Source organism: Dietzia sp. B19, assembly GCF_014145155.1.
Taxonomy (GTDB): Bacteria; Actinomycetota; Actinomycetes; order Mycobacteriales; family Mycobacteriaceae; genus Dietzia; species Dietzia natronolimnaea.
The window spans coordinates 6683-19516 of record NZ_JAALED010000570.1 but is presented as its reverse complement, the minus strand read 5'-3'; the positions used below and the strand labels follow the sequence as shown (position 1 = coordinate 19516).

Here is a 12834-nt window from a genome sequence, read left to right as displayed (position 1 = left end):
GGCGAGGAGGTGCTCATCGTCAGCCGCGGGAGCGTGCGGACCCGCTTTCGTCGCCGGGACGAGCTGGGCTGGAACTTTCGGGTGGAGTCGACGGACTCGGAAAACATCATCGAAGGGAAACCGGAGTCGAAGCCGAAGCCAGCTCGCCGGGCCTCGCGTCCGCGTGGACAGCGAGTGGCGTACGTGCGGGTGTCGGCCGCGGATCAGAACGAGGCGCGTCAGCTCGAGGCGGTGGGGGAGTGCGACCGGGTCTATATCGAGAAGCAGTCCGCTCGCTCTCGTGCCGATCGGGTGAAGCTAGAAGAGTGCATCAGGTACCTGCGCGACGGCGACGAGCTGGTTGTTGCGTCGATGGACCGACTCGCTCGTTCCCTGGTCGACCTCAAGCAGATCGTCGGCGAGATCACCGCGAAGGGCGCGAGCGTGGAGTTCGTCCACGAGCGGGCCACCTACGCCGCCGGCGCCCAGGACCCGCGAGCCGACCTCATGCTCTCACTGCTCGGTGCGTTCGCCGAGTTCGAGCGAGCCATCATCCGTGAACGCCAGGCCGAGGGCATCGCCATCGCCAAAGCAAAGGGCAAGTACAAGGGACGCAAACGCGTCCTGACCGACGAGCAGATCAACAAGGCCCGCGCCCGCATCGAGGCGGGGGAGGGGCCATCGGCGATCGCACGTGATCTGGGGGTCGGGCGATCGACGCTCTATCGCGCGCTGCAGAGAGAAGTGCAGAAAGGGGTTCGCTGAAGCCGGGATGGACTCAGCTGCTGCTCTCGGCTTAGTTGCACGACCCAGTAGTGAGGACGGCAATGCTGAGCCAGCAGATTGTTGTTAGGTCATACTTATGTGCATCCTGAGGCATATCTGGCTTCAGACTCATTCGTCGAAGGGGTCGCGGTGGAAGACATTCAGGTGGATGGGAGTGGCGATCTTCGGTGTTCAAACTGTGGCGGGAAGAGCTTTACGCGAAAGCGCACCAGGAGAGCGAAGATCCTCGGCGCCACCGCTGGCGTAGCGACGGTGGGCGTAGCGGGCTTGGCTGCTCCTCTCGTCGCAACGCAAAAGCTTTACTGCCAATCGTGCGGTACGTACAACCGCATGGGGGCAGCCAAGCCGTACAAGCCGAAGTCGCCATCACCGGCGAAGCCTGCGACGTCGAGCCCCGTTAGCAGCAGTACTCGGACCCCGGGCCGGCCACCAAGGAAGTCCTCCAAGTCCGAAGATATATTGTTCACGCTTTTTCTAGCCGGATTGTTCCTTGCTCTCTTTATTTGGGCGTTCACCGCAGGAAGTATCCTTTGGTCAATCGTGACCGGACTTCTCTTGGCCTTCTGCGTCTTCCTTGTCTTCACTGCAGTCACATTGGAGCGATCAGATGTGTCCCCTCCAAGGCCAGGTGCACGGGACGCAGACGCGGCCTGACCGGCGAGCAGGTCGCCGAAGCGCGGGACCGCCTCAAAGCGGGGGAAGAGCCATCAGCGATTGTCCGCGACCTCGTGTTTGGGCGATCGAAGAATACGGCGCCGATTGTCGGGGTCGACCAGCTCGCCCCGATCTCGGATCCAGAGAAGCCCCCGGAGGAGCACGTCGCTGGATTAGGAGTGCCACACAAGGCCGTGATGTCTCCACATTTGCTGCGCTACTTGTACGTGCCACACCGACAAGAGCCGGGTTTAGGGTTCGTGCTGCGCGAGCCGGAAGTCAACGGTTCGCTCACGAAGAGTCGCGTTAGACGATCGTCAAACGCGACAGCGTCTGACGCAAATTATGGGAAGTCCCGTTACTGGCGGGCGGGTCCGAGGCCGCTGCCCTGTCGGGGCCCCTCAGATCCAAGCAAATGAGAGGGGTGCCCTCCCCTCGACTCGCAAAGGAGGTGGCGGGACACCCCTGGGGCGGTTCAGAGCGGTTCGGGGCGGCAGTGCTCAGCTTCGCAACTCGATTTCCTGCCCAGTGTCGGATCAGCATGCGACTATCGCCCAATGAACACGAGACTCCGAGCGGATGGCCTCCGCATGCCGGCTGTCTACCCAAATCGATTTCTTGGCCTCTTTGCACGTGCGCATCTTTGTGAGGGCGGTGTGGTGCAGCACACTGTTCTGGGATTGTCTCCCTCCCACGCCGCTAGGCGCGCACGGAGGCAGGAGACAAAAATGCTTTGTGAGCAAGCAGGATTGGGATGACACGGATCTGGTTGTTCATTTCTGCACTAGCGCCGGCGCTACTCGTTGTAGGCTTTCGCTTGGTTGCAAGTCATCGGTTTATCGGTATAGCACTATTCGCGTTAGCGACAGTCGCTATACTTACGGTGTTTTTTATACTAAAAGCGCGGAGCTCGGTAGTCCCAAGGTTGTTCGTAATAAGCGAATCGAGGGACGAAACTCAACAAGTACCGACTTATTTACTAACTTTCATTGTGCCATTTTTATTTGTAGATATCAATGATTGGGGAAACGCTGCAGCGTATTCGGTGCTAATCGTCTTGATTGCAATCTTGCTGTACCGCACCGATCTCTCTCTCGTCAATCCGGCACTGCTCGCTCTGGGGTACCACATATACTCGATTCGGGACGGAGGAGGGCATGAGTCCTTGATTGTTTCCCGAACGCGCCCCCGGGTCGGGGCGAGTATCGCGGCGGTCCCGCTATCTGGCCACATATACAAAGTCGATGTAAATGAAACGGAGCGCATGAATGAGTGACGTGGGTATTGATGTTCAGAACATCGATGTAAGCTCAGCGATGACACTGGTGGTCGGATGGACATCTGGGAAAAGTCTAAAATTGCGGCAGGTACTCTTAAGTCAAGAGGTAGCAGCTGCCTTCCGGGATGTGGTCCAGAACGCCTCGAGTCAACTGGCACAAAGAGAGCCTGCCGACTGGACGCCCGATGCTGACCTATCTCCAGAGACCTATTTAGTGCTAGACGTCGACCAGGTGGGAGATGCCCCCAATCTCGCCGCCGAACATTCTGGCGAAAAGTTCCTGTCAGTTCTTGGATGGGCGGAGCGATTAGAGGAGATTAATCCCAAGCATCTCCCTGCAGGAGACCTTTCCTTTTATGCAATTGTAGTTGGAGAGGCTGGCGACAGGGCTGTGTTTATCCGCAGATCAAATCCTCGCCGGGGACTTAAGAGGGGACGTATATACTCCACGCTGTCAGACACTCTGCAGCGCGTGGAGGACCCAATATTTGCGTTCGATGAATGGATCGATTTGGTTTCTTTCCGCGGCAAGTTGGGGATCTTTAGTCAAACTGTCTTTTCTGCCTTTTTTCGCGACCAGGAAACTTTGGCAAAAAAGATTCCTGAATGGATTACTATCCTTGCGGCGTCGGTTCCGATGGAGTCCGTCAGTCAAGACTTACTCGAAACTCGAGTAAAGAGAGATTCGCGCCTTAAGGCACGTCTGGAAGCGATAGTTAGACGGGATCATCTATCGAGCGTGTCGAGCAGTGACCTGCGTCTGGCAATGGAAGAAAATGAACTAGATCCAGACAGGTTGATGGGTGTCGGTGGAAAGTTGCGTTTCGAGGTGGACGACATTCCACAGGTGCTTTATTTTTTGAATGAGGACCTGTTCACTGGGTCTCTCTCGAAGACTGGATTTCGAGCTGACAAAAAAGCCGCTCGATAGTTTTTCTGCTGTGCCGCGGACGTCATGTCGGTAATCGCTACGCTTTACATAAGGCATGGATATCGGCGGGTGGCCCAGCCTGGTCGATTGTCGTACGACCGACCAGGCCGGGCATTGATCGTTAGCTGATCGCGGACAGGAGTTCGGTGCAGGCCTGTTCGCATTTGCGGCAGGCTTCGGCGCAGACTCGACAATGCTCGTGCATGTCCTCGTGCTTCTTACACTCGGTGGCACATTCTGCGCATGCTGTCCGGCATGCCTCGAGCGTGGTCTTGACCGTGGCGAGGTTCTGCCCGGTGCGACGGCTGAGGATTTTGCCAGTGGTTGCGCAGAGATCGGCGCAGTCAAGGTTGAGGCGAATGCAGTTCCGTAGGTCTGCGACCATCTCTTCGGCCAGGCAGGCGTCAGCGCACGAGGTGCAAGTCTGTGCGCATTCGAGACACGCGGCGATGCAGTCGGCAAGCTTCTGCACGTCTATGCCGGAAGCGTCGTTGGGGTGGGTTTCGATCATTGAAGTGATGTGAGACATCGATGTGCTCCCTTCTTCTCCGAGTCGTCGCTGGAGGCGCCCAGCTAACGCCGACGCTACTGATGCGCAGAACTGGCTACAGTCCCTCGGTTCGACCTTCGCAGAATCTTTGTAATAACAAGCGTCCAATACCCGTTGTATCGGCTTTTCGCAGAAGGGCGGATCATTGTGCGGAGCGGTGACGCACGGTGATCCACTGCGCTGTGATGATGACTAGGGCCACGATCGCGGTGATGCCCAGCGTGAGTGGGTCGGACTGCGCCTTGAGCAGGAGGAAGGGTACGAGCACTGCGACGTCGAGGACGATCGCGACCCACGGGATCCACGCCTTGGCATTGACGTCGTCCTTGAGGCGTCGGACGATCCCGTAGTGGATGGCGATGTCCATTGCCAGGTACAAGATCGCCCCCAGGGAGGCGATCTGTGACAGGTCGAAGAAGGCTGCCATGAGGATCGCCAGGCCGGCTGTGATGTAGAGCGACTGGTGTCCGCCGGCCCCGGGTAGTCCCGGCACCTGGCCCATGTCGCGGAGCATGTCGTAGAGCTTGGAGACAGAGAACAAGCTCGCGATGAGTCCTGACAGCGTCGCCACCACCGCGATGATCACGGTCAGCGTGACGCCCCAGGATCCGAACATCGGCTTGGCAGCCTCGGCGAGGGCGTAGTCGCGGGCCCCGATGATCTGCGGAACGGTCAGGCTGGCGGTTACTGCGACGGTGATCAACAGGTAGAGGACGGTGCACAGGGCGATGGAGATCATGATGGAGCGGCCGATGTTGCGCTCCGGGTCCCGTAGGTCCGCGCCCTGGTTGGTGATCGTGGTGAAGCCCTTGTAGGCCAGGATGCACAGGGTCACCCCGGCCAGAAAGCCCATCCAGCCGTGCTCCGGTGGGGTGCGTTCGGCGACGGTGAACAGTCGGTCCAGCGAGGACACGCCCGCGGCCAGGATGCCGGCGATCGCCAGCACAGCGATGCCCACGATCTTGAGCGCCGCGGTAGCGGTGGCTGACCGCTCGACCCACTGGTTGCCCACCAGGTTGACCAGCGCGGCGGCGGCGATGGCGAGCACTGCCAGCACCGGCACCCACAGGGAGGAGTCCTGCATGCCGAACGGCCGCAGCACGTAGGTGCCGAAGGTCCGCCCCAGCAGGGACTCGGCGAGGATCATCGACACGTACATGAACAGGGAGAACGTGCCGGCCGCCACCCCGGGCCCGTAGGCGGCTTTGAGCAGCATCGCGATCCCGCCCGAGGACGGGTTGATGGCCGAGTACCGGATGTAGGAGTAGGAACTGAACGCCACTACCACCGCGCCGGCGAGGAACGCCCACGGCACCCAGCCGCCGGCCAATTCCGCGACCTGGCCCACGAGGGCGAAGATGCCGGCTCCGATCATTACCCCGGTTCCCAAAGCGACGGATCCGGTGAGAGTGAGCTTGTCTTGGGACTGTGTGCTGTGGTCCATGCTGACCGCACTACCTTCCTGCCGGTGGGTGGCCGCGTCGGTGGCGATATCGGCGCGAGTGGGGATGTCAGGCGAGTTGCATAGTGGTCAGGCAGGTGAGGTCATCGTCGCCCGTGGAGATCGGAGCGGTGGCCGTTCTGCCGTCGTGGTCGATGGTGAGCGTGGCCGTGATGCCTCGCGGTAGCCAGAGCCCGAGAAAGCCGTTGTCGTAGGTGATGCGCGGTTCGTCGATGAGGGTGTCACCGGAGGCGTTATCGGTGACTGTGACGTGCACCTGTTCGTTGGCGATCTCGCCGAGGCAAGTGGTCAGGCTGTGGAATCGGCAGGGGTGGGTGCTCGTGTAATACGGAGCCACTGACAGATAGAACTGGTCCTCTGGAATAGGAATCGTCTCGAGGCTCTCATCGCCACTGGTCAAGACGAGCTCAGTCGGCTGCACCGAGGCGATCAGATCGTTCGGCCTGTCGGCCACCGGCATGGTGTCGAGCGTGTTGATGATCTGGGGTGCCTCGAGGCCGGCGAGATCGTAGGACTCCAACGAGGTGACGGGTGGTTCTGTCGACGCGTTGCCTGACGGTCCGGTCGAGCAGCCGGCGAGAGTCAACGCGGCGGCAGCAAGGAACGCGGATGCGACTCGTCGCCGAGAGGTGTCGGTGGTTGTCATGGTGGTTATCCTCGCTCCATCGCTCTTGTGACGGATTCTGGGCTCAGGTCGAGGCGCCGCAGCAGCTGGGCGTTGAGGGCAACAACGACTGTTGACAGCGACATGAGGATGGCGCCGACGCTCATGGGCAGCACGAATCCGATCGGAGCCAACACGCCGGCGGCGAGAGGCACGGCGGCAAGGTTGTAGCCGGCGGCCCACCACAGGTTCTGCTTCATCTTGCGGTAGCTCGCCCGGGAGAGTTCGATGACCGAGAGCACAGAGCGGGGATCCGATGAGGCCAGGATGACGCCGGCGGAGCCGATCGCCACGTCGGTCCCGGCGCCGATGGCGATGCCCACATCGGCTTGGGCCAGTGCGGGCGCGTCGTTGACCCCGTCGCCGACCATGGCGACCTTCTTGCCTTCGTGCTGGAGTTGGGCGACCTTGGCGGCCTTGTCTTCTGGCCGGACCCCGGCGAAGACCCGGTCGATGCCGAGCTCGGCGGCGACGGTGTCAGCGACGGCCTGAGCATCGCCGGTGATCATGACGACCTGCGCACCGGCAGCATGGAGCGCGTCGACGGCGTCACGGGACTCGGGCCGGATCTCATCGGCCAACCGCAGCGCGCCGATCACCCGGCCCTCGGCGAGGACGTGCAGGATGATCGCGCCCTCGGTACGCCACTGATCGGCGACGGGGAGTTCGTCGCGATCGTGCTGGTCGAGGAGATAGGGGCCGCCGACCTCGACCACGGTGCCCTCCACCGTGGCCTTCACGCCCACAGCTGGCGAGGAGGAGAAGTCGGTCGCCTTCGCCACGGTCAGTTCGCGGGCCCTTGCGGCCCCGACCACGGCTCTGGCGAGCGGGTGCTCGCTGTCGCTCTCGGCCGCCGCGGCGAGGGCGAGTACCTCGTCTTGGGTGTGTCCCTCGATCGGTTCGATTCCGGTGACGGTGGGTTCGCCCTTGGTCAGGGTGCCGGTCTTGTCGAACAGGACGGCGTCGACGGTGCGCATCGATTCGAGCGCGAGGCGGTCCTTGATCAGTACGCCGCCGCGGGCGGCGCGTTCGGTGGCGATCGAGACCACCAGCGGGATCGCCAATCCCAGGGCGTGCGGGCAGGCGATCACCAGCACGGTGATCGTGCGCACCACCGCCGCATCCGGCATCCCCAGAACACTCCAGATGACAGCGGTGATCGCCGCCGATGCGAGGGCGAACCAGAACAACCAGCCGGCCGCGGTGTCGGCGATGCGCTGGGCACGCGAGGAGGATGCCTGCGCGTCGGCCACCAGCTTCTGAATTCCGGCCAGGGCAGTGTCGTCACCGATTGCGGAGACTTCGACGCGCAAGCCGGAGTCGGTGGCCACCGTGCCGGCGACCACTTGCTCGCCGATCTCACGGCGGACCGCCTTGGACTCGCCGGTGACCATGGATTCGTCCATGCTGGCCGAGCCGTCGATAATCTTGCCGTCGGCGGGCACAGAAGCACCGGGGCGGACAATCACGACGTCGCCGACCGCCAGATCGGCCGGTGCGACGGTGACCACGTCGTCGCCGTCGACCTTCTCGGCCTCATCGGGTAGCAGTGCCGCCAGGGAGTCGAGTGCAGAGGTGGTTTGCGCCAGGGAGCGCATCTCGATCCAGTGGCCCAGCAGCATGATGACTACCAGCAGCGCCAGTTCCCACCAGAAGTTCAGCTCATGATCCAACAAGCTCAGGCTTGCGCCCCAGGAGGCGATGAACGCCACGGTGATCGCCAAGCCGATGAGCAGCATCATGCCGGGTTGACGAGCGCGGACCTCGGAGAGAGCGCCGGTCAGGAACGGCCGGCCGCCCCAGAGGTAGATCACTGTGCCCAGGATGGGGGAGACCCACCACACCCATCCGGCGTCGGGCAGCTGGTAACCGATGAGGTCGGCGAACATCTCGTTGAAGCCGACCACCGGCACCGCCAAGACGAGCATGATCCAGAACAAACGTCGGAACTGCCCGACATGGTCTCCGTGCCCGGCATGACCGCCATGGTCTTCATGGCCAGCGTGATGCTGCCCCGCATGGGCGTGGCCCGTCGTCTCCTGGGGCCCGTCCGGGTGATGGTGCTCAGCTACCGCCGTGTCTCGCTCGTTGAGGTGCCCGGCCGCGGCTCCGCCGGATCCGTGACTGTGGGCGTGGTCATGATGATCGTGCGACTGATTCATTTGGTCCCTTCCGTCTTGTCCATTGCCACCTGGTTGGCGTGATCTTCGAGCGGCATGCGTCCGGCAGCTTCGATATGCAGGAGTTTCGAGGGAGTGAAACAGCAAGAACATGATTCCCTGACAGCGGTGAGCCCTAGCGCATGATGTGTTCTAGGGGTCATGGACATCTCTTCCCGTGGGGCCAAGTAGCAGTTGCTCCGGGCCACGAGCCGATACCGCCGCAGGGTATCGAATCGTGCTGACATCTGTGCTCGGCCGACCACGTTCGTGACACCGCCCATCCCAGGATCGCCGTTCCCGTCGGTGATGACGCACGTCCTGGCGTTCTGGGGTCCGGCCGACAGTCAGGATCGTGGGTGAGCCAGCGGATTGTGGTGGAGATTGTGTGAAGGTTTGCTCAAGATGTTCGTCAGGGGAGTGGTTCGGGCTGGCGCCACGATGATGGCGGCTCCCTTCTAGGGCGCTCGGAACGATGGAAGCACCCTCCGCCGCTGCTGGTCTTTCGGGCGCCCAAGGGCGTGGGCCAGGGTGAGCTGCCTTTGGCCCGACTCCGTAGCCACATTGCTCGAACCCGAAGGCTTCTTCGGTGACGACCTGCGGTGATGGCCTGGGACGATTGGAACAACCGGGTTGCCAGCCCGGGATAGGGCCCGCGAGTTCGTCGAGCTAACCGGCGGCGTCGACCGGATCCTGAATTCGATCAGATGTCATGTTCTCTCCTGGTTTCTGCCGTGCGAGTTCATTGGCTTTCCCACCCGCAAACTATACCCCAACGGGGTATGTTGGTGAGGCGTGTTCACCGAATTTCGGGGCTCGGCTACATCCGCGAAGCATCCTGCTCGCGACCTTGCCGGGGCCTCCCATGCACCTACCCGCCCCCGCTTAGCGGGAGAAGCGGGCGATGGCGTCGGCCACTTCCTTGAATTTGATCTCTGCGGCCTCGTCGGACTCGTTCACTGCGTCGGCGACGCAGTGGCGCATGTGGTCGTCGAGCAGGCCGAGGGCGACGTTGCGCAGTGCGGAATTGATGGCGCTGACCTGGGTGAGGATGTCGATGCAGTACTGCTCCTCATCGATCATGCGGTGGATGCCCCGCACCTGGCCCTCGATCCGCTTGAGCCGGGCCTTGTAGCGGTCCTTTTCCTTCATGTAGCCGTGGTGACTGTGGGTCTCGCAGCCAGCGGCTTCGGCATCGTGCTCGGCTGCAGGGTCGATGGCGAGGTCCGGGGTATCCGTCATTGCTGGCTCCTGGTCTGGTCGTGGTTGGGGGTCGCGTGGCTTGAGGTGAACCCGCGCAGGCGTAGGGAGTTGGTCACCACGAACACACTCGAGAACGCCATTGCGACGCCTGCGAGCATGGGATTGAGCAGTCCGATCGCAGCGACGGGGATCAGTGCGACGTTGTAGGCGAACGCCCAGAATAGGTTGCCCTTGATGGTGCCCAGGGTCCGGCGTGACAGCCTGATCGCGTCCACGGCGGATCGCAGGTCGTCGTTCATCAGAGTGATGTCGGAGGCTTCGATCGCCACGTCCGTGCCGGCGCCCATCGCCAGTCCGAGCTCGGCCCGGGCGAGAGCTGCCGCGTCGTTGACGCCGTCGCCGACCATGGCGACGTTCTTGCCCTTGGCCTGCAGTTTCTCGATCTGGGCGACCTTGTCGTGGGGCATGACCTCGGCGATCACGTTGGCCGGATCAATGCCGACCTCGCTGGCCACGACACGTGCGGCTCCGGCGTTGTCGCCGGTGAGTAGCCACGGGGTCAATCCGAGAGCTTTGAGTCCGGCTACCGCCTCGGCGGAGGTGGGCTTGACGGTGTCGCGGACGGTGATCACGCCCGCGACGGTGCCGTCGATCTGGGCGACCACAGGGGTGCCGCCCTGCTTCTGGGCATCGTCGAACGCGGTCCGCAGGTCCGCCGGCAGGGAGCCCTCAGGGCGACCAATGGTCACCACGGCACCGTCGACGGTGCCCGTGACGCCACGGCCTGCAGTATTGGTGAACCCGGTGACCTCCGGCAGAATGGCGGATCCGGCCTCCCTGTCGGCCACGGGGCCCTCGCCCGCCAGACTCTTTGCACCCTCGCGGGCGATGGCCTGGGCGATCGGGTGCTCGGACGCGGCCTCCACCGCAGCGGCCTTGACCAGCAGATCCGTCCGGTCGAATCCGGCGGCAGTGGTGACCTGGCTGACGGACATCACTCCGGAGGTGACGGTGCCGGTCTTGTCCATGACGATGGTGTCGACGCGCCGGGTGGACTCTAGGACCTCGGGCCCCTTGATGAGCAGTCCCATCTGGGCGCCGCGGCCGGTACCGACCAGGAGTGCGGTGGGAGTGGCCAGGCCCAGTGCGCACGGGCAGGCGATGATGAGCACGGCCACGGCGGCGGTGAACGCGGTGGCCAGTCCCGCTCCCACCACAAACAAGTGCACGAGCAGGGTGATGATCGCGATGACGATCACGATGGGCACGAAGACCTGCGAGATGCGGTCGACCAGTCGTTGGACCGGGGCCTTCTTGGACTGCGCCTCGGTGACCAGCTTGGCCATCTGGGACAGTGTGGTGTTCTCGCCGGTGCGGGTGACCTCGATCAGCAGTCTTCCCGAGGTGTTCATGGTTGCGCCGGTCACCGTGGAGCCGGACGTGACCTCAACCGGGACGGATTCGCCGGTGAGCATGGACTCGTCGATCGCGGACGAACCCTCGGTGACGCGACCGTCGGTGGCGATCTTTTCGCCCGGGCGCACCACGACGATGTCGCCGACCTTCAACTGACCCACGGGGATGCGGACCTCGACGCCGTCGCGGAGGACGGCGGCGTCCTTGGCTCCCATGTCGAGGAGCGCCTTGAGTGCGGCGGAGGACTGCCCCTTGGCCTTGGTTTCAAACCAGCGGCCCAGCAGCAGGAAGGAGATCACCACGGCGGCGGTCTCCAGATAGATCTCGTCCATCGTGGAGTTTGTGGGCAGCAGATGCACTTCCATGGTCATGCCGGGCATGCCGGCGTTGCCGAGGAACAGTGCCCACAGTGACCAGAGGTAGGCGGCCGCCGTGCCCATGGAGACCAGGGTGTCCATGGTGAACGAGCCGTGCCGCAGGTTGGCGAGGGTGGCCTTGTGGAAGGGTGCGCCTCCCCAGAAGAAGATGGGGGTGACCATGGTCAGCACGGCCCACTGCCAATTGGTGAACTGCAGTGCCGGGATCATGCTCAGCAAGACCACCGGGACCGTGAGTGCAGCCGAGACAATCAGACGGTGTTTGAGGTCTGCGGTCTCGCGTTCCCTGGCCTCCTCGATCTGGTCTCGGGGACCGGCGCCGCCACCTGCGGAAGTTGCGTCCACAGCCTGGTCGTCGTCATTCTTCATCGTGAACGCGTCGTATCCCGCACCGCGCACGGTCTCGATGAGCGCGTCCGTGTCGACCTTGCTCGGGTCGAAGGAGATGGACGCGGACTCGGTGGCGAAGTTGACCGTGGCGTCCACCCCGTCGAGCTTGTTGAGCTTGCGCTCGACCCGCCCCGAGCACGAAGTGCAGGTCATGCCCGTGACGCCCAGATCTATGTCGATCAGATCCACCGCGGGGTGCATCTGGGAGGGTTGAGTCTGGGTCATCGAGGATCAATCCTTCACGGTGAACGGGTGGTGTGCTCGGGGCCAGGGATCTCGCCAGCTGCTGGGGCTGGCGAGATCGCTTCGCGTCAAGAGGTGACGGTGTAGCCGGCTTCCTTGACGGCGGCGACGACCTGCTCGTCGGTGAAGCCCTCGCCGGAGACCGACACCGTTCCGGTCTTGCTCGAGGCCTCCACCATGGAGACGCCCGCGATTTCGCCGACTTCCTCCTTGACCGACGACTCACAGTGTCCGCAGGTCATGCCCTGGACGGTGTACTCCTTGGTGCTGGTAGCCATGACGGCTCCTTCCGTTGACGGGTGTAGTTCGTTGAGACATCCGATGGCTCGGATCAATCCGAACACCAATGAACCTATACCCCGTAGGGGTATTGGTCAAGGGTGATGTTCGCTTGTGTCCGCGGCTCACTCCGCCTGCACTCTGATCGCCCGGACGCCGTATGGATTGACCAGTAGGCGGGCGCAAGAGCCGTGGCGGCAAGGTCTTTGGAAGCGCGGAGACGAGCTCACCGTGCTGGCGGTGCAGCGCGAACCAGGCCCTTGCCGCCGCAGTTGAGCAGTTCGTCATAGAGACGGGCGACGCGTATTAACGCAGGCCAACACCCGGCCATGTCTGTATCCGCAACCAATTGTTCGGAACCCTGGCCGAGGGCCTCTTAGGCTAGCCCCGCTGATTCACGGAGCGTGAGGATTGCTGCTGTCGGGTGACGGCGGGATCCATTTCGTGGGTGGGCGTGCAGGA

At 62.8% G+C, this 12834-nt stretch carries 9 protein-coding genes; 2 read left to right on the top strand and 7 right to left on the bottom strand.

The genetic code is table 11. The features are described from left to right. Together G6020_RS15635 and G6020_RS15630 are read left to right on the top strand one after the other, a co-directional pair. Positions 1-744: recombinase family protein (locus tag G6020_RS15635; RefSeq protein ID WP_241732768.1), on the top strand; the 744-nt coding region annotated here is incomplete at its 5' end. A 1943-nt stretch (positions 745-2687) separates the two neighbouring features. Continuing rightward, on the top strand, positions 2688-3629 hold the full coding sequence (locus G6020_RS15630) for a hypothetical protein (protein ID WP_182611237.1): 942 nt from the start codon (positions 2688-2690) through the stop codon (positions 3627-3629). Between the two features lie 121 nt (positions 3630-3750). On the opposite strand, the gene G6020_RS15625 is transcribed toward G6020_RS15630, so the two are convergent. The 7 genes from G6020_RS15625 to G6020_RS15595 all read right to left on the bottom strand — a co-directional run bounded on the left by G6020_RS15625 (position 3751) and on the right by G6020_RS15595 (position 12371). Continuing rightward, on the bottom strand, positions 3751-4140 hold the full coding sequence (locus G6020_RS15625; RefSeq protein ID WP_228549190.1) for a four-helix bundle copper-binding protein: 390 nt from the start codon (positions 4138-4140) through the stop codon (positions 3751-3753). Positions 4141-4321: 181 nt separating this feature from the next. Then, positions 4322-5623, bottom strand: coding sequence for an APC family permease (locus G6020_RS15620; RefSeq protein ID WP_182611236.1), 1302 nt, complete (start codon positions 5621-5623; stop codon positions 4322-4324). A gap of 67 nt (positions 5624-5690) precedes the next feature. After that, the gene (locus tag G6020_RS15615; protein WP_241732183.1) at positions 5691-6161 is read right to left on the bottom strand and encodes a CueP family metal-binding protein; all 471 of its coding nucleotides are present in this window, start codon (positions 6159-6161) and stop codon (positions 5691-5693) included. Positions 6162-6292: 131 nt separating this feature from the next. Then, complete coding sequence (locus G6020_RS15610; protein WP_206682243.1) at positions 6293-8467, bottom strand: heavy metal translocating P-type ATPase; 2175 nt, start codon at positions 8465-8467, stop codon at positions 6293-6295. A gap of 882 nt (positions 8468-9349) precedes the next feature. Continuing rightward, positions 9350-9706: a metal-sensitive transcriptional regulator gene (locus G6020_RS15605; protein WP_017838595.1), complete on the bottom strand. Its 357-nt coding sequence runs from the start codon at positions 9704-9706 to the stop codon at positions 9350-9352. Beyond that, positions 9703-12075: a heavy metal translocating P-type ATPase gene (locus G6020_RS15600; protein WP_182611234.1), complete on the bottom strand. Its 2373-nt coding sequence runs from the start codon at positions 12073-12075 to the stop codon at positions 9703-9705. The genes G6020_RS15605 and G6020_RS15600 overlap by 4 nt, the downstream gene beginning before the upstream one ends. Positions 12076-12161: 86 nt before the next feature. Continuing rightward, positions 12162-12371, bottom strand: a complete 210-nt coding sequence (locus G6020_RS15595) for a heavy-metal-associated domain-containing protein (RefSeq protein ID WP_007625927.1) — start codon at positions 12369-12371, stop codon at positions 12162-12164. Positions 12372-12834: the final 463 nt, after the last annotated feature.